This is a genomic window from Agaribacillus sp. DX54, assembly GCF_056858335.1.
In genome coordinates this window covers 250404-277050 of record NZ_JBXEQE010000004.1, presented here as the reverse complement: position 1 = coordinate 277050, position 26647 = coordinate 250404, and the positions used below count along the sequence as shown (strand labels likewise).

Here is a 26647-nt window from a genome sequence, read left to right as displayed (position 1 = left end):
GCATCATTTGATGACAATTTGACAGACAATTAACTAACTCACACCAAACCTACGATTTATCTTGGCAAAGAATTGATACATAATAGGAACGATGACGAGCGTTAAAAAGGTTGCAAAAGTCAGGCCAAAAATGATGGTCCATGACATAGGCCCCCAAAATACAACATTATCACCACCCAGATAAAAATCTGCATCATAAGTGGTAAAGAACTTTATAAAATCAATGTTGATACCTACCGCCAATGGAATCAGACCGAGTATAGTGGTAATCGCTGTCAGCAACACAGGCCGTAATCTGGTCCTTCCTGCTTCAGCTATGGCCTCATTGATGTATTTAAACTCAAGCCTTTCAACACCTAGCTCCACCTGTTTCCTTTTACGGATTAGTTCTATAAAATCAATGAGCACAATGGCATTGTTCACCACCACTCCTGCCAGGGAAATGATGCCGATCATAGTCATGATGATAACAAATTCCATTTTGAACACAAATAATCCCAGGAATACTCCGACAGTACTTAAAACCACCGATGACATAATGATAAACGGTGTCGTACCTTTGTTAAACTGGGCAACGATTATGAGGAAAATAATAAATACGGCCAGAATTAAAGCTTGTGACAAAAAAGCCATTTCTTCCTGCTGTTTTTCCTGCTCACCGCCAAACCTGTATTCATATCCTAAAGGCATAGCATAATCTGTCAGTAAGGCCTGAATTTGAGCATTGATCTCAGTGGGGTTATAACCGCCTACCACATTTGAATAAATGGTGATAACCCTGTCGAGATCTTTTCTTCTTACTGACCCATACGTTGAACTGAGTTCAACTTCAGCCACCGAGGAAATAGGCACCTGCATCATACGGCCATTTACCTGGTTCCTGAAAGTAATGTTCTTATTTCTAAGGGCCTCCATATCATATCGATAGGCATCATCCAATCGAAGTTGTATTTCGTAGTCATCCTCACCCTGTTTAAACTTGGAAATTTCTTTGCCGAACAAAGAGGTTCTCACTTCATTGGCTATGGAGGAAGTGGACAAGCCAAATCTACGGGCCTTTTCCCGGTCAATATTGATAAGTAGTTCCGGTTTTCCGGTTTGCAAATCACTTTGTAGTTTTTCAATGCCCTCAATGCCAGATTGGTTAATCAGGTTTTTCATGTTCTCCACAATATCGATCAAAGTCTCGAGGTCTTCACCGGAGACTTCAATATTGATCGGTTTACCGGCAGGCGGTCCGGCGGCATCTTTATCTACCGTGATGCTGACTCCCGGGTAACCGGCTACAGTTACACGTATTTTTTCCATCACATCCTTGGTATTGATTCCATCCCGGTCTTTGAATTCCACGAAGTTAACGGTAATCCTTGCCTTATTCGGTGTGTCAGACTGCCCAAAAGCCGAGGGGTCATTTGGGTCGGCGGTGTCTTGTCCTACTTTGGAAATAACCGACTCTACAATATTGTTGTACGGGTTAATGACATTTAATACCTTCTGCTCAATATCTCTGGTAAAAGCGTTTGTTTTTTCAATGTCCGTTCCTATAGGAAATTCTATAAAGACATTGACGTACTTAGGCATATTTTCAGGAAAGAAGAGTACTTTGGGTGGCCTTACCATATTTAGCCCGATCGATATGAACATTAGTAACACGGTTCCCCAAAAGAAGAACCAGGGCCGGTAACCTTTCAAGGCGAATTCCAGTGTACGCGAGTACAGATTTTCCAACCACGGCAAAAACCTCCGTTGAAAGCGCCGGCTGGAAGGAATCAGCAAGTATACATTCAACAACACCAACAGCCCGAAAAGAATCGCGATATTGCCGAGGGCTGTCGCGCCCAGCACCAGAAAAAGGATGCCGATAACAAAGCTTATCAGTACCATTTTCCATATTTTGGTATGATTGGTTTTCTCCCCTTTGTCAATGCGCATAAAGGTTGAAATCAAAACCGGGTTAATTACCAGGGCCACAAACAGGGAAGAAGCCAGGGTGATGATCACACCAAAGGGCAGATATTTCATAAACTCTCCCATCAATCCCGGCCATAAAGCCAATGGTATAAAAGCTGCAAGCGTGGTGGCGGTAGAAGTAATGATAGGCCACGCTACCTCTCCTACGCCCAGTTTGGTCGCCTCCCAGGGTTTCATGCCTGACTCCATCAGCCTGTACACATTTTCTACGATCACAATCCCATTGTCCACCAACATACCCAGGGCCAGGATCAAAGCAAATAGAATCATCATATTGATAGTAATACCAAAAGCACCCAGGATCAGAAAGCAAATAAACATGGATACCGGAATCGCAATACCCACAAACAGGGCGTTTCTGGTTCCCAGAAAAAACAACAGTACCAATACCACCAAGATTACCCCTGAGATAATGTTGTTTTCAAGACTGTTTACCATCTCTCTCGTCATTTCGCTCTGATCATTGGTAATGGATATTTCCAGACCTTCGGGAAATTGCTGTTTCATTTCGTCCAGCACAGCATTAATTTTATCTGTAGCGATCAACAGGTTTTCTCCGCTACTTTTGATGACATCTACCGAAACTACCGGTTTCAAGGCTAATCTTGCATAGCTCTCCTTTTCGCGGTAATCAAATTGTATCTGGGCTACATCCCTGAGGTACACAATTCTGTTATCTTCATTTTTGACAACGATATCCAGCATCTCTTCGGGATCGTCAAACTCTCCCACTACACGAATACTTCTCCTGATGTTACCTTCGCGGATATTTCCGGCAGAAGACGTAACATTTTCAGCCCGGATGGCATTTTCTATGTCTTCAAAATTTACCATTCTGGCATCCATCAGATAAGGGTCTGCCATAATCTTCACCTCTTTTTCATCTACCCCCCTGATTTCAACCGAGGAGATTTCCGATATTTTTTCAAGTTCATCTTCCAACTCCTCCGCATAATCTTCCAATCTTTCCAGACTGTAATTACCCGAAAGGTTAATATTCATGATAGGAAATTCCGAGAAGTTCATTTCAAACACATCCGGATCCTGGTCGAGATCGGTTGGCAGGTCGGGTTTGGCCTGGTCTACCGCATCTTTCACCTTTTGCAGGGCGTCGTCGATATCGATGTCAGGATCAAATTCAACGATAATGGTAGAGTAATCCTGTACGGAAGTGGACTTAATATTGTCAATTTCTGAAATATCGTTTATCTCCTTTTCCAGTGGTCTTGTAACAAGGTTTTCAATATCCACCGGCGAATTGCCCGGATAAGGGGTTCCTACATATACCATAGGCTGCTCTACCTCCGGATAACTGTCTTTTGGCAGGTTGATATAGGAATTAATGCCCATGAGGACAATAATCACCAGCAAAATAAATACAGTGTTTTTGTTCCTGAGGGCCAGTGAGGTTAATTTGAACTCCTTATCTATTTTGTTCGACTCAATATTTTTTTTGTTAGATTCAATATTTTTATGATCCTCTGACATAATTTAAATCTGTTAAAATATTATAAATTGGCGGTTCGGGTTGACTTTTCAGCGAATTTAACAGGAATACCATCATTTAAATCCCGGTACCCCTCCAGCACAATCGTGTCATTTTTACCCAAACCTTCGACAACTTCTGTTTGGCCATCCTGTGTCTTACCGGCTTCAATGCTTCGTCTTCTCGCGACCATTATATTATGCTCTTTGTCCACTACATACAAATATTTTCCGGTAGCGTCGGTAAGAATGATTTCACTTGGTACAAGTATGGCTTCCGGCACTTCGTAATCGGTTAATCGTAGCACTACCACCTGATTGGGTTTTACATTAAAGTCAGTTTTTTGAAGCGCTGCCTCGATTCTAAACGTTCTGTTTTCAGGATCGATTACCTGCCCTACCGCAGTAATTTTACTGAAATAGGTTCTGTTTTGAATCGGAAAATTCAGTGTCACTGAGTCTCCTCTTTTAAAGGCCCCTAAAAACCGCTCCGAAATATCGGCTTCGACATACATCGACTCAGGACTTACCATCCTGACCAGTGGTAATCCCGGTTGCGCCATTTCGCCTAACTTGGCCGGGAGGTCATCGATCCTGCCGTCAAATGGTGCCTTCACAATCGATTGACTGAGTTGAGAGTTGGTCGTAGCCAGTTTTCTCTCTAATGACTCCTTATTGTTCTTAGCTTCCAGGTATTGGATTTCCGTACCAATATTCTTACTCCATAACCTTTCCTGCTTTTCATAAACGGTGGTTGCCAATTCAAGCGAAGTTTTTAATTCTGCAATATTGTTCCTGATAATATCCGCATCCAAAGTAAGCAACACTTGTCCTTTGGATACATTTTGGCCCTCCCGCACTTTTATGCCTTCAATTCGGCCCATGGTTTCAGCACTAATCATAACATTTTTTCTCGAAGCTACCGATCCCCTCACCTTGATCTGGTGCCTGAATGGAACCAGTTGCACTTTTTGTGAAGAGACCAGCACAGCATTTTGTACCACTGTGGTGGTGTCCAGTATCGATATTTCTTCTTCCAGCGCTGAGATTTTTTGCTGCAATTCAGACAATGCACTTTTAGCCTCGGCTAATTCCGCCTTTTTGGCATCTAAATCTGTGCCCGACTGGCAACCAAAAAAAGTGGAGATAATAATAGCTATGATTAAAATAGTATTTTTCATTACGTATTCAATTTAATAATTGCGGTTTTCCTATTTATTTTAGAAGTTTTCCCAATACTCTTTCCAACTCAACCTTGCCAATTAAGGCATTATAGAGGGCCTCGTAGTAATTATTTTCCGCCTCACGATAATCGGTGGTAGCATCCAGCACCTCGGTATTGGCACCAACCCCCTCCGTATATTTTATCTTGGCTACATCGTAAACCTCCTTTGACAATTCCATGTTTTCTCTCTGTGCTTCCAAATTTTCTATGTTTACTCTTAACTGATTCTGGGCCTGATTAATTTCCAGGTCAATGTTGTCTTTAAGCAAAGAAATCTGATTGTCAATTTGCTGAATCTGCAACTTGTCCTGCTGTATTTTGTACTTTTTTCTTAAACCGTCAAACACCGGCACATTTATAGCCAGGCCTACATTACCATTGTTCAACCACCGGTCATTAAAGTCAAACAATTGGTCAGAAAGATTGGTACCTGTATTATAGCCAAAATTGGCAAACAAATCAATCTTTGGCAGGTATTGTACCTGGTTATTTTTTCTTTGTAATTCCGCCAACTGACGATTGGTTAAGAGCTGTGAATATTCGATACGATCGGAATAATCAAAATCAGCCACCTCCTGCTGTTTATATTCAAAAATAATATCACTTATCTTGTCAGCCAGGAATATGGGTTGCCTAACCGGGTAACCCATCTGAAACTTTAACAGATCATAGCTTGATCTCAATACTTCCTCTGCATTTTTAACCGAGATTCTGGTATTGTTAACCAGCACTTTCACCCGGTTTACCTCGATTTTTTCAGCAAACCCGTTTTCATATAATATAGAAGTTTCATTCAGAAGGGTGTCATATCGCTTCAGGGTGACCTTTAGCAAATCATATCTGTCCTGGCTTACCAGGGTAACATAATAGGCCTTGGTAACCGCGTCCACCACATCTATTTTGGATTTGATGTGTTCTTTTTCACTAAGTTCCTTGAAAGTCCTCGCCGCCCGCAAACCGACGAAATAAGAACCATCAAATACCATTTGCCTAAGATTAAGCCCGGCATTTCCTTCGTACTGCAACCCAAAAGCAATTTCGACCTCTGTTCCTTCCGGAGCAGTCGGATCAAAATTACTTGCATCCACAATCGATCTTCTGACCCTGTAGTTGTTGGTTACGTCCGCATCCAGATTTATCTGAGGCAAGCCGTCCGCGGTGGTTTCCCCTACCTGGGCCTTGGCAATGCCTTTATCTAAATCTGTATTTAAAACCTCCTTATTATTTTTCAGCGCATAATCAATGCAATCCTGCAATGAAAATCCGGTTGCCTGACGCTCATTTTGAGCAAACAAGCCTGCCGGAATAATGAGCGCAAAAATTAAACTATTTATTTTGAGTAATTTCATGCTATAAAAGCTTTTTTAATTAGTTCTATATAGTTTCTCCTGATAATCTTTGTACAAACATCTCCCCTTATCTGTTAGCAATCCGTATACAAAGTGATCGAAAAGTTGCATCTGCAACTCTGTTAATTCGAATTTATCTTTGGGATAAATATTGTCATCGAATGCCATTTGCACCTGCTCTACCCGGAAGATGGCCAGCACCTCAACATTTATTTCTTTTCGAAAAAACCCATCCTTAATCCCTTTGTTCAGATTTTTAACAATGTTGTTTTTAATAAAATCATTTTTAAATGTTGTCCATATGTTCCAGGCTTTTCGGTGATATTTTTGTAAGTCAAATAACAATGAAGGGTTTATTTCCTTGAGGTTCTTCCTGACACAAACGCTCATTTTGGCTAACTCGTCAATGGCATCCACAGAAGACTTTTCTATTTCCTCTATTTCCCTCCTCTCCATGTCCATCTGCTTTTTGGTCACAGTGGAAACCAAATCATCCTTATCCTTAAAATACTGATAGATCGTTTTTTTTGAAATGGTCAGCTCCCTCGCTATGTCATCCATTGAAACACTTCTTATCCCATACTTATGAAACAGCCCATAGGAAGCCTCCAGAATACTTTCTCTTATATCCAACTCCTTAAAATTTTCCAGCAAAACTACGGAAACTTTAAACATTCCCAAAGTTTTTCTAGTTCCGTAACGTTGCGGCTAAAAAAAAGTTTAACCTTCGGGAACTTTTTTACAAAAATATTGTGAATGGTTATAAACCGTGAAAAACGGTGTGGTCGATCCATTGAACCAAAAAGAGGTGACACACGAAAACGCCTGAAAGAAGTTTAACAAAAGGTCGAAATATTTGACATTCAACTTGAAAAATCAGGAAATTGCCTATATTGTCCCCGGATTTTTATGCAATTATGCAATATCAGATCCCTGCCGAATTACATCACTGCATGGTTGACCAAAATTTAAAACGCGTACTTAAACAACATGCTGCAAAGAATTAACAGATTCTATACGATCCTGCATTTTATTCTGATGCTATTTGTATGTCTTATAGTACTATTGACCCGGTACGTTCCAAGCCAGTCAGGCCTGTTACATAGCTTAAGTACCGAAGGAGGTTTTTTTGAATGGGGAAGTTTTCTTATCTCGTTTACGACTTCAGGGCTTGCCTTGCTTGTATACTTTCAAAGCCGTGGCAAAAAAATCTTCAGAAAAGCCAGAAGGCGATTTATTTTGCTTATTGCGATTGGCACTTATGTAATCGCCATGGAAGAGATTAGCTGGGGACAAAGGATTCTAGGATTTAAAAGCGATGATTTTTTTTCCATCTATAATATGCAAAAGGAGACCAACCTCCATAATCTGGTATCGGGAGAGTATCTTAATCTGGTTATTTACAGCCTGATCTATATTTTTTTTATATATCTGCCACTGGCTGTTTATTTTTACCCAAAAATAGGCAGTAATTCACCGTCTATCAGCGGTAAAATTTCTATCTACCTGCCATCCATACACAATATGCTGATGTTTTGTTTCGCCTCCGGCCTGCAAGCCTATTTCTTACCTCGCACGCTGGCTGATACCACTTTTTTGTGGCTGGCAATGCTGTTGGTAATCTTTCTCTTGCTCTCTAAAAAAAAGTATCGCAACAGATTTCTAATATTCCACCTTGTCCTGGTCCTGTTTGCCTGTATCATATTTGCCACCTGTTATGAGGTATTTGATTACTACAATATGCAGTATGAAATCCGGGAATTTGTAATTGCTTATGCATTTCTTTACTGGTTCTTTAATTGGACCACCAATCTTAAAAATAAAATCGCCCTTCAGTTGAAATAAAAAACCCCACCAAAAACTTTCCAAACGCTGGCTTTGGTTCAGGTAAGTTCACTTAAATTTTGGCAGTAAGTATGTATATTTGCCACCTGTTAATCGGTTATCATATGAAAAAGTATTTTTTTTGGGGATGCTTGTACCTGGGGTTTGTGAGTTGTTCGCCAGGAGAAAAAGAATTACTGGAGGCTGGTATCTCCAAAATTGAAGTAGAAGAATATCAGGAGGCTATCAATTACCTGGACAGAGCCCTGGCGATTAATCCTGAAAACATCAAGGCTTACAATGCCAAGAGTTTTGCTTTGTTTGCCCTGAAGGAATATCAAGGGGTAGTTGAAAACAATCTGGAAGCCATTAAAGTTAACAGCACTGATTATAAACCTTTCTACAACATGGCCAATGCCAGGCTGGAACTTGGACAGTTGGAGGAAGCTATCACGGACTATACAAAAGCCATCGGTATCAAACCGAATGAAGCAGATATATATCTCAACAGAGGCACTGCCTATTACAGGGCAGGTGCTTATCCAAAGGCCATTGAAGATTTCAATTTTGCTGAAAAGCTGGATAAAAACATGGCTTCGATATTTTATAACCGGGCAAAAACTTATTTGAAGATCGATAGTGTTGAACTGTCAATCAGGGATTTTACACAAATGATTAACCTGACGCCAGACCATGGTGAAGCACATTATTGGTTAGGGTTAAGCAAAATCCTGTGTGGCAACGCGAGGGAAGGCTGCGTCAACTTAAAGAAATCGAAGGCATTAGGATATAAAAATGCGGCGGAAGTAATTACAAAAAACTGTGAGTAGTTCAAAATTTGGTGATATCAAATGGCCATCATCGGAAATGATATTGAGCATGCCTCCACATTGCTAGAAGCAGGAGAGGTGATTGGCATACCAACGGAAACAGTTTACGGTTTGGCGGGTAATGCCTATAATGTAAGTGCAGTCACCAAGATATTTAAGATAAAAAAAAGACCGGATTTTGATCCGCTGATTGTCCATACTGACAGTTTAGCTAAAATTTACAAGTTCGTAAAGGATATACCGGAAAGCGCCTTTCAGTTAGCTAAATACTTTTGGCCGGGCCCCCTGACATTATTATTGGCCAAAAAAAGTGTTATCCCTGATTTGGTCACCTCGGGGCTGCCCAACGTAGCGGTAAGGGTACCCAACCATGCCGTGACACTGGCTTTGCTGGAGAAACTTGACTTTCCCCTGGCCGCCCCCAGTGCCAATCCATTCGGTTATGTCAGTCCTACCTCCGCCCGGCATGTAAACGATCAACTGGGAGGTAAAATTCCCTACATTCTCAACGGGGGCGTTAGCAAGGTCGGCATTGAATCTACCATAATCGGTTACGAGGGTAGCCAGTTGGTTGTCTACAGGCTAGGCGGGCTGACGCTGGAAAAAATCGAGCATGTAGTCGGTAAAGTCACGATCAAGCCACATTCAAGTTCTGACCCTACCACTCCCGGAAGTCTGAAAAGCCATTATTCCCCTGCCAAAAAGGTGGTTATTGGTAACATCGAGGAATTGATGGATGTTTACAAAGACCGATCTTTTGCCCTGTTATCTTTCCAAAAAGAATATGACCGCATTCCGTCAGAAAATCAGTTAATTCTTTCAAAATCAGGCGACCTTGATGAAGCGGCCCAAAACCTGTTCTCGAGCTTGCGTACCCTGGACAATCTGCCGGTGGAATACATTTTAACCGAGTACGTACCTGACCGGGATCTGGGGTTGGCCATTAATGACAGACTAAAACGGGCAGCCGCTAAATAAAATGCAGAATTAAATGTCTGCGGGGTTTGCATTTTTGGATTTCTTTATGAATTTAGCGTCCAGGTTACCAACACGCAAAAAGATAGTTTTAAAAGTTATTACACCGGAAACGTACAGGCCATGAAAAGCATTGACAGTTTAAGTTTTGAAGGAAAAAAAGCACTTATAAGGGTTGATTTTAATGTCCCGTTAAACAGTGATTTTCAGATTACCGATGATACCAGAATCAAGGCGGCCGTTCCTACCATTCGCAAAATATTAGATGATGGGGGCGCGGTAATTCTGATGTCCCATTTGGGAAGGCCCAAAACCGGTCCGGAGGAAAAGTTCTCTTTAAAACATTTGGTTGATCACTTATCGTCAATATTTAGCAGAAAGGTAAAATTTGCTACGGATTGCGCGGGTGAAGAGGCTACGGAACTGGCAAATTCACTGTCGCCGGGCGAAATTTTGCTGCTGGAAAATCTAAGATTTCATAAGGAAGAAACGGCCGGAGATGAGGCGTTTGCCAAAAAGTTGGCTTCCTTCGGGGATATATATGTCAACGATGCCTTCGGTACGGCGCACAGGGCCCATGCATCCACCGCCATTATTGCACAATTTTTTGAGGAAAAAGTTTGCGGTTATGTGATGAAGGCAGAGTTGGACAATGCCGCCAAGGTGTTGGAAAATGCGGAAAGGCCTTTTACCGCCATCATGGGGGGGGCCAAGATTTCCGACAAAATTTTGATCATTGAAAAGCTATTGGATCGCGTTGACAACCTGATTATCGGAGGGGGCATGTCTTATACCTTCTTTAAAGCCATGGGTGGCCATGTGGGTAGCTCCCTGCTGGAAGAAGACAAACTGGATTTGGCAAAATCCCTTATTCAGAAGGCAAAAGACAAAAATGTAAATCTTCAACTTCCCATTGACTCTGTTATTGCCGATGCTTTTGATAACAACGCCCATACGGCGGTAGCCCAAAACCACCATATCGATGAAGGTTGGATGGGGCTGGACATAGGACCTGAAGCCAGGGAAGTTTTCTCAAAAACGATTGAGGCGTCAAAAACTGTTTTATGGAATGGCCCTATGGGTGTGTTTGAAATGGATAAATTTGCTGCCGGCACTATAAAGATTGCCGAGGCAGTCGTCACGGCCACAACAAACGGTGCTTTCTCATTGATTGGGGGCGGTGATTCTGCTGCAGCCGTAAATACGCTTGGTTTTGGAGATAAGGTTTCCTATGTCTCCACCGGAGGGGGGGCTTTACTTGAATATATGGAAGGTAAAGTATTACCAGGCGTTAGCGCTTTGGAAGGTTGACAGCCGGGACTGAATTAATCCCCGCAATACTTCACAGATTGCATATTAAACCACTTGTCATACACCTCGCTCCAACCATTTTTTAATATAACAGTGATATATTTTCCAGCACTGACCTCCTTTACATTCAGAAAAACCTCGGTACTGATTAACTTCAGATCAGTATCGTAAACTTCAATCCAACCCCCATTTTTACAAACCACTACAAAATCATCCCCTGTCTCCATGGCATACGCATCTGCAAATCTTTGAAGTTTAGTCGTTTGTTGATCTTTGCTAAAGATTTCAGCCCATCTGTTTTTTGTTGCTCTTAACTCCATAATGCCTCCTTTTATAATTCAGATGCCCTGTATTACGGGCACCTGAGGTTTCAGACTGAAAAAAGTTTAAAAAGTTTAATGACTATTGATTGTTATAGTCTTTAAACATAACGCGAAATAGCAGGTATGAAATACCCACAGCAGCCAGAAATAATACCAGCACAATTAATAGTATCATATTTGTTATTTTTTCAGATCAGCATTCAAAACATATGCCAACGGCTTAATTTAATGCTTGGCAGGTTTTTGCATACCACAAGGGAATTTCACGTCTCAAATTGGGAAATATTGCCTCAAATTGAGATAAACTTTAACTTTTCAAATATTATGGCAAATAAGCTATCAGTCTATATTGTTTTATGTCTTTTAACGCGAAAGTGTAACCCCTTCCTGAAATTTTTTTTAGTATCGCTATGCGATAGCATCATATCAGTAGCATATGGAAGCTTTTTGGTTTACAATTCATAATGATATTATTGTTAATATTGCTAATAACTATTGTAAGTCCGATGTTTTTTATTTTATCCAAAACCATCTATATACTGGCGATGCCCATCAGCCTCGTACTCATTTGTTTTCTTACGGGTTGTTTTGTCAAAAGAAGAAAGTATAAAAAAAAAGCCTTCTTACTGGGCGTCTTGTTGCTGCTTTTTTTTTCAAACTCTTTCATTATCAATGAACTGTTGCTGCTATGGGAAATTCCTCCTAAACCAATTCCCCGCATCCACCGGTCTTACAAGGTTGGGATAGTGTTGACAGGTATTACCAATATGGAGAAAAGTCCGTTTGATCGTGTCTACTTTAACAAGGGAGCTGACAGAATTATTCACGCTATACAGCTTTATAAGGAAAAAAAGATAGAAAAAATACTGATTTCAGGCGGCTCAGGCTCTTTATTCAACACTGAAAGGATGGAAGCTGATAACCTGAAATCTATTTTAACCCAGGCGGAGGTGCCGGAAGCAGACATCCTTATCGAAAATGCGTCGAGAAATACCTATGAAAACGCCCAATTTTCAGCCAGGATTCTTAACAAACAATTCCCCGGGGCTGATTTTATGTTGATTACTTCCGCTTTTCATATGCGAAGGGCCACAGCCTGTTTTGTCAACGCCGGGCTAAATGTCTCCATGTTCAGCACTGATTTTTATACCCACGATCGTAACTTTCGCTTCGATACCTTACTTTTTCCAAGCGTTCATGCGATCCACAAATGGACTATTTTGTTTAAAGAACTGTTGGGGTTGGCACTTTACAAACTTTCAGGATACATATAGGGATATTCAATGAGACATTTTGCTGATTAAAATAATATTTTTTCCTGTTCAGCTTAATTTAATTTATTAAACCACGGTGAAGATCTAAATTGTCCTGTGAATAAAGATTTTCAATCTCATGGTGTTATGCTTTGCGATTCTTTATTGACAGTGAAACATTTTTAGCTAAACACATGTTTAAAACTTAGTTTGCTAAGACCATGTCTGGCTCAATAATGCCTAAAACAAAAATCAAATCGAGTTTCAAAAAGCAATTAGGAATAATTAGGTCGTTCTTTATTTATTATCTAAAACCTTTCAATGGCATAAGATTGACAAAATTTTATGGTCAGTTTATAAAGAAAGGAGATTTATGCTTCGATATTGGAGCACACTTAGGAAATAGAACCCATGCATGGTTAAAGATGGGTGCCACTGTTGTGGCAGTAGAACCCCAGCCTGCATGTATCGAATTCTTAAAAAAGAAATTTGGTAATCATCCGAATTGCAAGCTTGTCACCAAAGCAGTCGGTGAAAAAGTCGGTCAGGCAAAATTCCGGATATCCAGTCTATATCCTACTATCAGCACAATATCAACAGAATGGCAATTCAGCAAATCAAAAAAGTCAGATACACTTCAATATTGGGATGACCAAATTGATATTCAAACTATCACGTTAGACACGTTAATCCATGAATTTGGTTCGCCGGACTTTTGCAAAATAGATGTTGAAGACTTTGAACTGGAGGTTCTCAATGGGCTGGGTTATCCTATCCCTGCTTTATCTTTTGAGTTTTTTCCGGCCAAAATCGATAAAGCTATTCTCTGTCTGGATAAACTGGGAAAATACGAATACAACCTCTCATTTAAAGAGTACCTGAAACTAGAGTTTTCCAAATGGCTCAATCCCGGCGAAATGGCAGGGATACTTAAAAACCATAGCAGAGGGATTTCCGGGGATGTTTACGCCCGGTTGACCACCGGCGTCAGTTCCCGATACTAGCATATTCATTAAAAGAATTGTAAAATTTCAAGAAAAAATTAAAGTTAACCTGATTAAAGACAAAGATTGTGAAGATAAAAAGTCTAGTTAAATCAAAATTGCCTACAAAAAATGGGCAATTTGAGATGTATGCGTACGAAAGTGAGTTTTATCACTTTCCACATATTGCCCTGGTAAGCAAACCTTTTATCAACACCAATGTGCAAACGGTTAGGATACATTCTGAGTGCATGACTGGTGATGTATTCGGCTCTTTACGCTGCGAATGTGGCGAACAATTGGATTTTGCCTTGAATTGGTTTGGCAGGGAAGGTGGTGTCCTCATCTATTTAAGACAGGAAGGAAGAGGAATCGGTCTGATCAATAAAATGCATACATATAATCTTCAGGATCAGGGGTATAATACCAGGGAAGCCAACGAAATGTTAGGTTTTCATCAGGATGCCCGTGATTACCGGGAAGCCATCCAAATACTGGAAGATCTCGGTATCCGCAAGATCAGATTAATGACTAACAACCCTAAGAAAATCAATGGATTTAAATACAGCAACATTCAGGTGGTAGAAAGAATTCCTATAGAAATCGAACCACATGATGAAAATATTGGCTATCTGAAAACCAAGAAGCGGGAAATGGGACATATTTTTTATTCCCTCGACCTTTAATGACAAACAATGAAGCCTTTAAACCTAGATCTTATTTGGACTGGTATTGCCAAGTTGCACCAGTCATTGAAGCTGCTTACAACCCCCTTCGAGTTTGCTGTGTTAAGTTTTCAGAAAAAAGATGTAGACGTATATGTTAATGCACTGGCAAAATCCATCAAAAGCTCTCCCAGCATCGTGGTTTCACAACAGGTTATGGAAAACCTCAATGGCTTACATACCAGATTTGAGCCTGACAGCCTGACTGAAGTACATTTACGGAAAACCGGTTACATGACAGATGAACATATTGGTTTTGTGAAGCAATATATACCCTATGCCTTATTGCCCTTGTATGCCAGTAAGGAACAGCGCACCATTACTATTTCTCATTTCGCACAGTCTCTGGACGGTAAAATTGCCACGAATGAAGGTAATTCCAAATGGATAGGTAACAAAGAGAACCTTATCCACGCCCATAGAATGCGGGCACTTTGCGATGCCATTTTGATTGGATCAAATACATTGATCCATGACAATCCATCCCTAACAGTCAGAAATGTACCAGGCAATGATCCCGTGAAAGTGGTAATTGGCTAGTCCAGCGAATTGAATTTCACTAAACTGCTGGAAAATAACGCCAGGGTAATCTATATCACTAACGACAGGAACAACTGCCGGACAGGACGTGTAGAAACCATCGGTGCACCGGAAATTCATGGTATGCTGGATTGTGACAAAATACTGAAAAAACTTTACAAGCAGGGCATTCACTCCCTTTACATTGAAGGTGGCAGTAAAACGGCTTCAAATTTTCTGATAAATAACTTAATTGATGTCGTCCAATTGCATATTGCCCCACTGATCATGGGTTCCGGGATTGTCAATTTCAGTTTGCCTGAAATAAAGGCGATCAATGAATCCATTTCGTTTAAAAAATTCAACTTTACCCCGGTAGGAAGACATATAATGTTTACCGGCGAGGTTAACCGGCACCAAATCCCATGGAAACAAAAGCACTCTGGCACCTGTCCGAATCCTGTACAGTATTAAAAACTGCCGAGATCGAGCCCCGGAATCATTCGTGTCTGATTAAAAGCCTGTATTCATTGATCAGCACAGGAATCGAACGTCTGATCGCCCAGGGTAAAGTACCTGAAGAATTGCATGAAGCGATGGAGGTCCCTTACATGCAAGGAAGTTTTAACTTTCCGTTGACCTACGGCTATTCCATCGTGGGGGAAATCATTGAAGGGCCGGAATCACTAACAGGAAATTTTGTGCATATAATGCACCCACACCAATCGTATTTCTATGCCCATAAAAAAGATTTTACCGTTTTGCCGGAGGGTGTCCCGATCAGAAGGGCCATTTTAGCCAGCAATCTGGAAACGGTAATCAACGCCATCTGGGATGGTAAAGTGATGTTGGGTGAAAAAATCCTGGTGGTAGGGTTTGGCATTATTGGTGCCTTGTTATGTCAGGTGCTAAGCACTTTTCCTGCCATGAAGCCGGTGGTGCTTGAAAAAAATAAATTCCGGTATAAAAAGGCTCAGTCACTGGGTTTTGATGTGATTACTTCACCTTCGGAACCAAAGGCTTCTTATGATTTGGCATTTAATACAAGTGGTAATGAGCACGCTTTGCAGATCTGTATCGATCATGTCGGTTATGAAGGCAAAGTAGTTGAACTGAGCTGGTATGGAAACCAAAATATAAATATCAACCTGGGTAGCAGTTTTCATCACCTTCGAAAAAAGATCATTAGCTCCCAGGTATCCCAGATTCCCGGTCATATGCGCAACCGGTGGGATCATAACCGTAGAAAAAGACTGGTTATCGATATGCTGAATGATGCGCGTTTTGATGAATTACTGTCCGAAGAGATTGATTTTGACGACTCCCCGGAATTTTTTCAACGCTTAAGAAAGAGGCCTGTTGACCCTATAGCTACTATCATAAAATATTAACCTATGTACACCGTAACAATAAGAGATCATATAATGATTGCTCATTCCCTCAAAAGTGAGGCATTTGGTCCCGCACAAAAAATGCATGGGGCCACCTATGTTATTGATGCAACCTTCCAGTCAAATAAGCTGGATCAAAACAACATTGTCATTGACATCGCTCTGGCTCAACAAGTCCTGAAAGACATCATAACGCCACTCAACTATCAGAATCTCGACGAATTGCCTCAGTTTAAGGACATTCTGACAACCACTGAGTATTTGGCTTACTATATCCATTCCAAAATTGCTGAGAAGGTAAATACACATTTTAGTGGAAACCTAAGGGTAAACCTGGGGGAGTCTCATGTAGCCTGGGCAGGTTATGAGGCCACGGTCTAAAAACACCGGAAGTTGAAAAAATCACTGGTTATATTAACAGACCGGCTCGGACTAAACTTTTCCGGAGGCGCGATTGCCACCTGCAGGATTTTTGAGCTTTTTCAGCACGAATTCCAGGAAATCATTGTCATCGCCCACCAGGTGGGTGTGCATAACTTCCTACATCTAAGACATTTGAGGTACCGGAGTATTTTCGGGGCATTAAAACATCTTAGAAACCTCAAAAAAAAGCCCGGTCTAACCTTCTACGGGGATTTTTATATGGCCTATTATTTCATTCTTGCCGGGGTTCCTTTTTATTTTACCTATCATGACAACTGGCCAGCTCAGAAAAAACTAAATACTGTGTCGTATGTAAAATCATTTTTTTATATCCCGGTTTATCAATGGATATTTAAAAAGGCAACGGCCCTGATTAACGTATCTGATTATTCATATGCATACAATGCTGCCATGAATAAAAATAACTTTCTAATTCGTAACGGGATCAACACGGCGATCCATAAAACCCGGTGTGAGGCCATTGTTCCGGGGCAGGTGGTCAGAATAATGATGTCCGGCAATATCGATGAGCGAAAATTTGGGTTAGCAGACATGCTTTTTGATACATTGCAGACGTCTAAAAAGCTGCCTCCTCTTGAAATTCATATATACGGACATCCGCAAAGTACCGGAATACTGAAAAAACTTTCTCGTTATAACTTTGTGAAGTCGATGGGATTTTCGCGTGAAATGGACTTTAGTCCTTATCAATTATTTCTTTCGGTATCACAAATGGAAAACTTGTCAATTGCCGTCTGTGAGGCCCTGGCCAATCATACCCCGGTGGTAGCATTTGACGTCGGAGGGCTCAGTGAGGTGGTGAAAAATGGGAAAAACGGATTTTTAATAGAAAAATTCGATATTTGTGCAATGGCTGCCACCCTGAGTAAAATTGTACAGGGACAAATAAGGTTTCAGTTTGCAAAGGATAATCTGTTGGCATATAATTGGAACCTAGCTGCAAACAGATACCGGGAAATATTAATTCCCGAAAGCAGCGAAAAATAGTATTGAAAGGTACAGATCATAACTTTTTAGGATTTATTTACTTTGGAATCAAAAAAGAAACTAACTATTCTCATCCCTGCTTATAACGAGGAAAGGACAATTTGCCAGGTTTTAGATAGAATTAACAGCGTCAAACTACTTAATGATACGGAAAAAGAGATTATCATTATCAACGATTATTCAACCGATAACACCGAGACTGTTGTAAAAAACTACCGGGAGCAAAACTCCGGTAATCATATCCGGTTGTTTAATCATGAAAAAAATGCAGGAAAAGGTGCGGCTATCCACACCGGCATTAAAAAGGCCACAGGAGATTACATCATTATTCAGGATGCCGACCTGGAATACAACCCCATGGAATACAATATTTTATTAAAACCTATCATCGACGGGATGGCAGATGTCGTGTATGGTTCACGATTCATGGGTGGACAGGCCCATCGTGTCTTATTGTTTTGGCATTCTGTTGGCAATAAGTTTTTAACCATTTTATCCAATATGTTTACCAACCTGAATTTAACGGATATGGAAACAGGTTATAAATTGTTTAAAACCGATCAATTGCAACAACTGAAATTGAAAGAAAAAAGATTTGGTTTTGAACCCGAGGTGACCGCCAAAATAAGCAATTTGCCAAACATCAGGATCTATGAGGTGGGTATTTCTTATTACGGCCGTACTTACCAGGAAGGAAAAAAAATAAACTGGAAGGATGGATTCAGGGCAATTTATTGTATTCTTAAATACAATTTACTGTCAAAGTAAGCCACCAAAATCCCGGTAATGAACCAATTGTTTCAAAAGGTTAGTTCCAGCTTAAAGCGTAATCCAAATAATATTTTTTTAATACTACTGCCATTTCTGTTATTATATGGGATATTGGTGATTTCCGGGATGAAAAAGGGGCTTCGCAAAGATGAGTGGCGTTATGTTTATTATGCCCACCAACTGTTGAAGGGAGAATATTCGCCACCTGGCACTGTGTTTTTGTGGAATGGCCCTGGTTACCCCCTATTTTTAGCACCATTTATTGCAATGGGCTTTTCTTTGGGCGTTTTAAAAATGTTTAATGCGTTTTTCCTGTATCTTTCATTGGTATATTTTTATAAATCGTCCGCTTATTTTTTCCCGGGATACATTAGTCTGGTAGTTACAGCTTTATTAGGTGCATATTGGCCGGCCTATGAAATGTTATCCTATCTGATGACAGAGTCCTTCATGATTTTTTAATAACGTTATTGCTTTGGTTCTGCATCAGATTATATATGTCTTCAAATCCTTCAAGTCTGTACATGATGCTATTGGCTGGTTCACTGGCTCTGGCAGCGCTTACCAAGGTTATTTTTGGTTATGTACTTTTAGCCATGATACTTATCATGTCCGTATGGCTGCTGATCAAAAGAAATAGCAAGTTGGTAACGGCCGTTAAAGTAATCGTCTTGAGTTTGGTATTTTGTTGGCCTTATCTTATCTATACCTATACAATCTCAGGAAAACTTTTTTACTGGAGCAATGCCGGCGGTATGCAACTCTACTGGATGTCCACACCTTACAAGGGAGAATTCGGTGATTGGATAAATTTCACTTATCCGGTATCAAAACATGAGGAAGTAAACAAAATATTCAGAGCCAGACATGGAAAAATCATTAATGAGTTGTTTGATTATCCTCACCTGTTTGAAAAACTCGGTCAGGAAGATTTAATAGCGAGATCAAACATCTATCAGGATGAAGGTTTCAGGAAATATGCATGGGCCAACATAAAAAGCGATCCTGGTAAGTTTTTAAATAACTGGGTGGCCAACGTATCGCGTATGCTGTTTGACATCCCTTATTCCTACAAAACGCAAAATTATAAGTTTCTAAAATACGCCATTCCTCATATACCTTTGCTGGCAGCCCTGTTATTGGGTTTTGCGATATTAGTTTCAGCGCGGCCGAAACTGCCTTTTCCGATCATTTTTCTCATGATTTTTACGGTTGTCTATTTAGGGGGAAGCAGTTTGTTAAGCGCCTATCCCCGTCAGTTTTATATCACAATTCCCATATTGACGTTTTGGATCGCCATGACACTGGCACCTGTCATGAAAACCCGGAAAGTACAATAACCGTTCTTTAATCCTATACACCAAAGCCCACCACATCAGTAATTATAGCTATGACTTCCAAAGCAAATGAAAAATTAAAGAAATACTTTGATCGCAACACCCCCATATTCATAAAAATAGGAAGGTCGTTTGCCTCTGCCAATATACACCGGGCCGTCTGGGGGAATGGCGTAACGAATGACACCGAGGCGATGACATATGTCAACAAAATAATACTGGACGAAATTAACAGTACTGATACCTCAGAAACTTTAAGAATACTCGACCTGGGCTGTGGCGTTGGCGCTTCGGTTTTTTATCTGGCTAATGGCCTTTTGCGAAAGGCTGAATTTACTGGGATAAGCATCAGCAAGGTGCAAATTGAATATGCCCGGAAATTTCATCAACAAGATTACAGCGGGTTGGCATGTGAGTTTATCGAGGCCGATTTTCATGAATTACCCGACTTACCCCTTTACGATTTCATTTATTTGGTGGAAGCATTTGTGCTTTCTTATGATCCGGACCGGCTTCTATCAGGTATACAAAAACGCTTAAAGCCGGGGGGAAAGTTAATTATCTGCGATGATTTTCTTACAGAAGGTGACGGCACCAGGGTTGAATCTGATAAACTATTAGCTGCTTTTGTAGAGGGTTGGCATATCGGAAGTTTATGGAAGGTTGAAAAACTAAAAAACAAAGCGGAAAACCATGGATTGACCCTGGCCAAAAATACGGACCTCACTCCTTATCTGAATCTCTGGACGCTAAGAGATAAAATGGCACATTTTTTTCTGTATTTATATAAGTTGTTACCAGTCAAGTCCATCTATTGGGAAAGTGTGCGGGGAGGAGACGCACTGCAAAAATGTCTTATAAGAGGATTGATCAATTACAGATTTTTGGTATTCACAAAAAGCTAGGGGCTGATGAACCGGTTTTGCCGCCATTGAAAAACAAAGGATTTGCCGAATGAGTAAGTTAAAAGGACGGTGGCTATGATCAAGACAGGTAAATAATATTGTTTATCCAACAAAAAAGGACTAACCAAAGCCCCCATGATTATGACCGCGATGGTCTTTCTCAGATATGATACCGGTTCAGGTATAGTTTTTTTCCAAAACAGATAACAGCACAACACAAAAATATAACGCAATAACCCTGGCCATAAAATCCAGTAATCAGCCATTTTGAGGTCATAAACAATGGATGAAAACAACAAAACAAAAAAGGCGTCAGTTTCACCATCCAGCCTGCCCCCAAATGCCGAGCTCATGGACATTTTTCTTGCTATATACCCATCGACCCCATCCAAGAATAATACGATAACTGAAAGTATACCCAATGTAAAATGATCGTATTGGTTATAGCTGAAACCCAACAGGCACAATAATGTTAATCTAAAAATAGTCACCCAGTTAGCATAACCGCCAATAGGTTTTAACTCCCTGAACACCGCCTTGTTAATAACTAACATCAGTCCAAATGAGATAATTGCTACTGCAACCAGGATCGCTGTATTACCAAAAATCATAAACCCTGAAAAACCGGCTAAAATTAACAATGAGTGGATGAGGTCTTCAGATCGTTTCATTGGCTGTTTAACTGAACTCCGTCCGGAAAATAGTTTAGCTTTCCTGCACAGTTAGTACCATATGAGTGGATAAGCTCCTTCATGATCATGGAATGGAATCCGGCGTGTTTTAATGAACGTTCATTTTCATCAACAACCACCATTCCCTCATTAAAATTATACTTATCAAAGTTTTTTATCAAATTCCCAGCTCTGCTGATAATATGTACCGGTGTGTCGTAGCTATGAGACCGGTTAGCAACGACAGGCGGCTGATGATCTCCTATCAAAATAAAAAGATCGTTTTTCTTTCCATTCCTGATGATAAATCTGGTTAGATAATCCAATTGAGAATTAATTGAATGAAGATAATTCTTATCAACTTTGTTTTTTGTCTTACTTGTTGATTCCTGACCGCTATAATTAACCAGGGATAACAGGCGCCAGTTGTCTAACACCCTATCCGGGGAGTCGAAAGGATGGTGGGAGTTCAAACTGATAAAAAACAAAATGAACGGTTCAGTTGCCTGCTGTCGGATAAAATCATGCGCAAAGTTAAGAGAGTATTGGTCTGCCGGTGCGGGTAGGACACCATACAATTTGCCCTTGTAGTCCAAATCATCAAATCTGATCCACTGATTAATCCCATAAAACTGGCTGTACCGACCATAAGGAATATCCCCCCGGTTATTTTGCAGGGTCGACAACCAGTAGCTTTTGTAACCAAATGTCTTGAGAGATTTATATAAAGTTGGCAAATTAAACTCCGCATTGTCAATCAAATAATCATAAAGTGCATGTTTATCGATGTTTGTGCCAGTTACAAAGCTGGTAAATGCAAGCCATGACCGCCCGCCCTTCACAGGTGATTGGCTGAATGCCGATACGCTCTTCCAGTCATGTGCCTTTAGTTGAGCTTCATTAGACTTTATGTTATTCAAATAGGAATTTTTGAGAGAAGTATCCTCATAAAGTATTCTACCGTATGACTCAATAAAAAATAAGTAAATATTGGACTTAACGGTCAACGAACAATTTTTGTAATTGTAATAACTGCTGTAGGTGGCAGGATTTAGTTGGTGAGTAGACCGATATACGACGGCTGACCGCCGGATATTATCAAATACCCAATATGCCTGCAGGGGAAAAGCCATTTTTAGGTTATCTAATCTGCTGTAAAAATCAATCAGCGACATCAGGCAAGGAATCGATATGGCAATCAAGACAATTTTAGAGGAAGCAGAAAAATTCAGGTGGTCTGATATTTTTTTAAAACGGTTGAAAATCAGATAAACAAGATAGAAAAGCAGCGCTATGACCAGCGGGAACAACACTAAAAGCCAAACTGAAGAGGCTGCCAGAATTGATAAACCTTCATGTATCAACAAAACATCGCTGTAAAAAAGGGGTTTCTGGTGATATAACATCTGAATAACACCCTGATAAATTTGATAGAGGAACAAAATAAAGTAAATGCCAACCGCCAGGGGCCAAAATGGTTTTGGGAGCTTCCGGCTTTTAAATAAAACCACAATCCATGCTAAAATCAGCAAATCCACACTGATGCGAAAGATGTCCTCATTGTCTCTCCTGAAAAAAAACTTCCATTTTTCCCTAAAGTTTCCCGCATGGATGAAGTCGGGAAAAAATGTGCTTGAATCAAAATACAGCAAAAATTTGGGAAGAAAGAGCAAGGTATTCAACAAAAAAAACAAAATCCAAAATATGACTTCTTTTTTAGACATGTGAATTGAACGTTAACAAAACCTGAAACATAATTTATTCAGTTTTCTATGGAAGGGTGATCGGCAAATTTAAAAAAGCATTGGCGAAAAAATGATATCTACCCTTCTGTTTTTCATTCTTCCCTTCCAGTTACTGTTACTTATATAAGGGGTTGTGTTGTCCAAAATCCTTTTTATGGATTTGGTCAGTTGGGATACCTTTTAAAAGCAACTTTTGTATCACCGCCTCACTTCGCATGTTCGACAGCCACTGGTTATATGCTACACCACCAATATTATCAGTGTGGCTTGTGATGCTGATTTGAAACATTTCCAGATTTCCAATATTGTCTATGAGTTGAAAAAGTTCGATAGTTTGTTCTTCATCGACATGGTAGCTGCCCGGGCCAAAATAAATACTTCTGATAACAACAGAGTCGGCCTGACCAAAGACCAGAAATGAGAAACATACTAAACAGAGACTAATAAACAATCTTTTCATATCCTTCTGATTGAAGAATAGTATACAGTCGATGACGCCCATCTCAAGTTAATATATAGCAATCAAACGAACTTTGAATTATTTGGTTCATAGTTTTTGCTTTTTCGCTTCAAAACTTACATATAACAAAAGATTTTTATTAAATTAGATAGGATTTTGAATAATACTTGCTTTCAAAATTACTGATAACATAGCAGCATATCCCATAAATTTATCTGCAATGCCCTGACAAAAAAATAAGAACCATGAAACTATTGCTAACTCTGATCATTATCTTAGGCACCAGTGCAAGTCTGAAGGCACAATGGAACTGGGGAGAAGATGAAGCTACCGCCAAAACAATGTATGCGAAATATACAGACGCCATGAAACAAGGTAACTTTGCCGAGGCAGTGGAACCGTTGGAATGGCTGTTTGAAAACACCCCTGATTTGAATTCATCTATTTATATCAACGGCGCTAAAATCTACAAAGCCTTAGTAGACGCTGAAACGGATAAGGACAAAAAAGCCATGTATCAGGAAAAAACGCTGGCAACTTATGATAATAGGGTCAAGTATTTCAAAGGAGAGGCCAACGTTTTGAACAGAAAGGCCTATGTGGCATACAAATATTTAAAAGACAAACCGGAAAAGCATCCTGAACTATTTGAATTATTTGAAAAAGTATATGAGCTCAATGGCGATAAAGTATCTATGAGTAACCATGTAGCTTATATGGATGTTGTAAAAAGACATAAAGACGCGGGTGGGGATATCAGCGATGAGCGGATTATAGCAATTTATGACCAGATTTCTGAAATTATTGCTACGCAAAAAGAAAAAGGGAAAAAAGTTGAAACACTCAATAAAAATCAAGAATTGCTTGACAAGTTACTTTCCAGCATGGTAGAGTTAGATTGCGACTTTATTCAGAATAAACTAGGCAGTTCATTCAGGAATAATCCGGATGATCTGGCTATGGCAAAAAAAATCATCAAGCTTTCCCTCACTTACAAATGCACCGAACAGCCCATATTTCTTGAAGCAGCCACCCAGCTCCAAGACAAAGAACCCACTTACAGCATTGCCAAATTGATTGCTATCAAAGCAGATAAAGTCGGCGAAACAAAAAAAGCTGAAAAGTACTACCATGAGGCCGCAAAATTGACAGAAGAAAATGTCAAGAAAGCTGAAATCTATTATGGCCTCGCTAACCATTACCGCAGCCGTAGCATGAAACCTAAATCAAGGGAGTATGCTTTGAAAGCCGTTGCGAGCGATCCTTCCAAAAAGGAAGCTTACAAAGTCATAGGTGATCTGTATATGACCAGTTACAAGGAATGTAAAGAAGGTGAAAGCAGGGTGCAAGATAGGGCTGTTTATATTGCCGCCTACAATATGTATCAAAAAGCCGGCAATAACTCCTACATGAATACAGCCAGAGCCCAGTTCCCTTCGATGGAAGAGATATTCGAACTCGGATTGGAAGAAGGCCAGAACGTTACTGTGGGTTGCTGGATTAATGAAACCGTTAAAATTCAAAGAAGGCCTAGTGATGGCAACAATTAAATCATGCCTCTGTTTTATGTGGTGATCTGTTTTTGCTCGGTCTAACCTTTTTATGGGTTAGGTGCCGACATCATTATCTTTTTTTTCAATCCGCCTCCATATCTCATCAATTTTGGTAGAGTCGACAACTACGCGTTCCCCCGACTCGGGATCTGTCCTTACTTTTTTTACGTATCCTGAGTGATACCAGAGCCCATTCTCAATTTTCTTACTAAAAGGAAGCACTGTGCCTGTATAGGGAACCACCACGCCTTTCTGACTCCCTCTGGGATACCTGTATTCGATAAATTCCGTATAACTTTCACCATTTAACATGTATTTTCCCCCTCCTTCTGCAAATACCTCATCCCCTTCCTTATTAAAGAAAACCCAGTTAAAATGGGTAGGGGTAATATGCTTAATATAGCCAAAAAAATCCGGATGTTCCAGCCTGATCGAGTCCCCTTCCTCACGGTAAGACAGTAACTCCCAGGTGCCTATGAGTTCAGAGGCATTTTTTGGCTCTTCAGGTATTTTTTCCCATATTTCCTCGATTTTTACCGAATCCACCACTACCATTTCACCGGTTTCGGGGTCAAATTCTGTCTCCAGGGCATAACCGGTTTGGTATAATTTTCCATCCCTGAGTTTTACGTCGAAGGGAATGGATTGTCCTAAGATAGAAGATCCCGGCGGAAAAAAGAATTGAATATTTTCGGTATACACCCCACGCTTGTAAGCATAGGTACCACCTCCGGTACCAAGCATATCATCTTTGGATTTTGCATATTTGATCCAGGTGAAATGAGTAGGTGTAATGTTTTTCTCATAGATAATATCGGCTGAATATGAAGTCCAATCGGTACCTCCTTGCTCATGGTCAATATAGGAAATCAACCGCCAGGAACCTTCCATGGATTCAGGATTTGTTCCTGCTGATTCTTGTTTAGGTTTGTCGTTGTTACAGCTAAATTGAGCCAAAGCTATAATCACCACTGAAATTGTAATTATTTTATTCATGGCATTTGAAATTGTTTGTCCCAAATTGTATTTATCCAAAGAACGGTGTTATTAAATATAATTTACTTGAATAATCTGGCAATTCAAATAAAAATCCTCAAAACCAACCCCGATAACGCGGCGTATGGAAAGAAGCAAGATTCCCTGCTTTGTTGTTAACCAGGGAATTTTACTTCTATGGGCACAGAATTAGTTTTTTCCTCCTACCATCACCATTTCATTCATACTTATTTCAGTGAAATATTTTTTCTCACCATTGTTTTCATAAACACGATGGATCAGCTTACCCTCTATAGCTACTTCACTACCCTTTTTCAGGTATTTGCCAGCAATCTCACCAATCTTACCCCAGGCCACCACATTGTGCCATTGGGTTTCTTCTATTTTCTCTCCTGCGGAATTGCGGAAAGTCTCATTGGTAGCCATAGTAAATTTGGTAAGCGTCCTGTCACCATTAACCTGTCTTGTTTCCGGATCTGCCCCCAGCCGGCCAATTAACTGTACCCTGTTTCGTAAAGAATTCATAGTTTAAAAAATTTATCAATACATGTTCAATTAGTAAAAAAAAATCTTTAATTTCATTGGCTCTAATGGTCAATGATTAATTTCAAGAC

General features: G+C 40.2%; 24 protein-coding genes and 1 pseudogene. 15 read left to right on the top strand and 10 right to left on the bottom strand.

What is annotated here, in order from left to right; translation table 11 throughout:
- Positions 1–33 precede the first annotated feature (33 nt).
- Genes AC04NP_RS07170 through AC04NP_RS07155 form a run of 4 tightly spaced genes read right to left on the bottom strand, consistent with a single transcriptional unit; the run spans position 34 to position 6705 of the window.
- A complete protein-coding gene (locus tag AC04NP_RS07170) occupies positions 34–3459 on the bottom strand; it encodes an efflux RND transporter permease subunit (RefSeq protein ID WP_482858835.1) in 3426 nt (1141 codons plus the stop codon).
- 20 nt (positions 3460–3479) lie between these two features.
- Complete coding sequence (locus tag AC04NP_RS07165; protein ID WP_482858834.1) at positions 3480–4637, bottom strand: efflux RND transporter periplasmic adaptor subunit; 1158 nt, start codon at positions 4635–4637, stop codon at positions 3480–3482.
- Between the two features lie 34 nt (positions 4638–4671).
- Positions 4672–6030: a TolC family protein gene (locus AC04NP_RS07160; protein ID WP_482858833.1), complete on the bottom strand. Its 1359-nt coding sequence runs from the start codon at positions 6028–6030 to the stop codon at positions 4672–4674.
- A gap of 15 nt (positions 6031–6045) precedes the next feature.
- Positions 6046–6705, bottom strand: a complete 660-nt coding sequence (locus AC04NP_RS07155) for a TetR/AcrR family transcriptional regulator (RefSeq protein ID WP_482858832.1) — start codon at positions 6703–6705, stop codon at positions 6046–6048.
- Positions 6706–7020: 315 nt separating this feature from the next.
- On the opposite strand from AC04NP_RS07155, the gene AC04NP_RS07150 reads away from it, so the two are divergent.
- From AC04NP_RS07150 to AC04NP_RS07135, 4 genes are all read left to right on the top strand, one after another.
- Complete coding sequence (locus AC04NP_RS07150) at positions 7021–7875, top strand: hypothetical protein (RefSeq protein WP_482858831.1); 855 nt, start codon at positions 7021–7023, stop codon at positions 7873–7875.
- A gap of 104 nt (positions 7876–7979) precedes the next feature.
- A complete protein-coding gene (locus AC04NP_RS07145) occupies positions 7980–8684 on the top strand; it encodes a tetratricopeptide repeat protein (protein WP_482858830.1) in 705 nt (234 codons plus the stop codon).
- A gap of 21 nt (positions 8685–8705) precedes the next feature.
- A complete protein-coding gene (locus AC04NP_RS07140) occupies positions 8706–9662 on the top strand; it encodes an L-threonylcarbamoyladenylate synthase (protein WP_482858829.1) in 957 nt (318 codons plus the stop codon).
- Positions 9663–9782: 120 nt separating this feature from the next.
- Positions 9783–10970, top strand: a complete 1188-nt coding sequence (locus AC04NP_RS07135; RefSeq protein ID WP_482858828.1) for a phosphoglycerate kinase — start codon at positions 9783–9785, stop codon at positions 10968–10970.
- A 14-nt stretch (positions 10971–10984) separates the two neighbouring features.
- Here the strand turns inward: AC04NP_RS07135 and AC04NP_RS07130 are convergent, their stop codons facing one another.
- Positions 10985–11290 (bottom strand): hypothetical protein, encoded by a 306-nt coding sequence (locus AC04NP_RS07130; protein WP_482858827.1) that lies wholly within the window; start codon positions 11288–11290, stop codon positions 10985–10987.
- Between the two features lie 509 nt (positions 11291–11799).
- On the opposite strand from AC04NP_RS07130, the gene AC04NP_RS07125 reads away from it, so the two are divergent.
- From AC04NP_RS07125 to AC04NP_RS07080, 10 genes and pseudogenes are all read left to right on the top strand, one after another.
- A complete protein-coding gene (locus AC04NP_RS07125; protein ID WP_482858826.1) occupies positions 11800–12567 on the top strand; it encodes a YdcF family protein in 768 nt (255 codons plus the stop codon).
- 311 nt (positions 12568–12878) lie between these two features.
- Positions 12879–13550: an FkbM family methyltransferase gene (locus tag AC04NP_RS07120; protein WP_482858825.1), complete on the top strand. Its 672-nt coding sequence runs from the start codon at positions 12879–12881 to the stop codon at positions 13548–13550.
- A gap of 68 nt (positions 13551–13618) precedes the next feature.
- Positions 13619–14215 (top strand): GTP cyclohydrolase II, encoded by a 597-nt coding sequence (gene ribA / locus AC04NP_RS07115; RefSeq protein ID WP_482858824.1) that lies wholly within the window; start codon positions 13619–13621, stop codon positions 14213–14215.
- Between the two features lie 9 nt (positions 14216–14224).
- A pseudogene (locus tag AC04NP_RS07110) lies at positions 14225–15247 on the top strand (RibD family protein).
- Positions 15199–16164 carry a zinc-dependent alcohol dehydrogenase gene (locus AC04NP_RS07105; RefSeq protein WP_482858823.1) on the top strand — a complete coding sequence of 322 codons (966 nt, stop codon included), beginning with the start codon at positions 15199–15201 and terminating at the stop codon, positions 16162–16164. Before AC04NP_RS07110 ends, AC04NP_RS07105 begins: the two are co-directional and overlap by 49 nt.
- Before the next feature lie 3 nt (positions 16165–16167).
- A complete protein-coding gene (locus AC04NP_RS07100; RefSeq protein WP_482858822.1) occupies positions 16168–16545 on the top strand; it encodes a 6-pyruvoyl trahydropterin synthase family protein in 378 nt (125 codons plus the stop codon).
- 12 nt (positions 16546–16557) lie between these two features.
- Positions 16558–17595 (top strand): glycosyltransferase family 4 protein, encoded by a 1038-nt coding sequence (locus AC04NP_RS07095; protein WP_482858821.1) that lies wholly within the window; start codon positions 16558–16560, stop codon positions 17593–17595.
- A gap of 42 nt (positions 17596–17637) precedes the next feature.
- A complete protein-coding gene (locus AC04NP_RS07090) occupies positions 17638–18363 on the top strand; it encodes a glycosyltransferase family 2 protein (RefSeq protein WP_482858820.1) in 726 nt (241 codons plus the stop codon).
- A 527-nt stretch (positions 18364–18890) separates the two neighbouring features.
- Positions 18891–19706 carry a hypothetical protein gene (locus AC04NP_RS07085; protein ID WP_482858819.1) on the top strand — a complete coding sequence of 272 codons (816 nt, stop codon included), beginning with the start codon at positions 18891–18893 and terminating at the stop codon, positions 19704–19706.
- 50 nt (positions 19707–19756) lie between these two features.
- Complete coding sequence (locus tag AC04NP_RS07080) at positions 19757–20608, top strand: methyltransferase domain-containing protein (RefSeq protein WP_482858818.1); 852 nt, start codon at positions 19757–19759, stop codon at positions 20606–20608.
- On the opposite strand, the gene AC04NP_RS07075 is transcribed toward AC04NP_RS07080, so the two are convergent.
- The 3 genes from AC04NP_RS07075 to AC04NP_RS07065 form a co-directional block, all read right to left on the bottom strand.
- Positions 20605–21279 (bottom strand): CDP-alcohol phosphatidyltransferase family protein, encoded by a 675-nt coding sequence (locus AC04NP_RS07075; protein ID WP_482858817.1) that lies wholly within the window; start codon positions 21277–21279, stop codon positions 20605–20607. The two genes, AC04NP_RS07080 and AC04NP_RS07075, sit on opposite strands and share 4 nt — an antisense overlap.
- Positions 21276–23003 (bottom strand): sulfatase-like hydrolase/transferase, encoded by a 1728-nt coding sequence (locus AC04NP_RS07070; RefSeq protein WP_482858816.1) that lies wholly within the window; start codon positions 23001–23003, stop codon positions 21276–21278. Before AC04NP_RS07070 ends, AC04NP_RS07075 begins: the two co-directional genes overlap by 4 nt.
- Positions 23004–23139: 136 nt before the next feature.
- A complete protein-coding gene (locus tag AC04NP_RS07065) occupies positions 23140–23484 on the bottom strand; it encodes an OmpA family protein (RefSeq protein ID WP_482858815.1) in 345 nt (114 codons plus the stop codon).
- A 245-nt stretch (positions 23485–23729) separates the two neighbouring features.
- On the opposite strand from AC04NP_RS07065, the gene AC04NP_RS07060 reads away from it, so the two are divergent.
- Positions 23730–25034: a tetratricopeptide repeat protein gene (locus tag AC04NP_RS07060; RefSeq protein ID WP_482858814.1), complete on the top strand. Its 1305-nt coding sequence runs from the start codon at positions 23730–23732 to the stop codon at positions 25032–25034.
- Between the two features lie 57 nt (positions 25035–25091).
- Here AC04NP_RS07060 and AC04NP_RS07055 read toward each other — a convergent pair whose 3' ends face one another.
- Positions 25092–26033 (bottom strand): hypothetical protein, encoded by a 942-nt coding sequence (locus AC04NP_RS07055; protein WP_482858813.1) that lies wholly within the window; start codon positions 26031–26033, stop codon positions 25092–25094.
- A 189-nt stretch (positions 26034–26222) separates the two neighbouring features.
- A complete protein-coding gene (locus AC04NP_RS07050) occupies positions 26223–26558 on the bottom strand; it encodes a single-stranded DNA-binding protein (RefSeq protein WP_482858812.1) in 336 nt (111 codons plus the stop codon).
- Between the last annotated feature and the right edge of the window lie 89 nt (positions 26559–26647).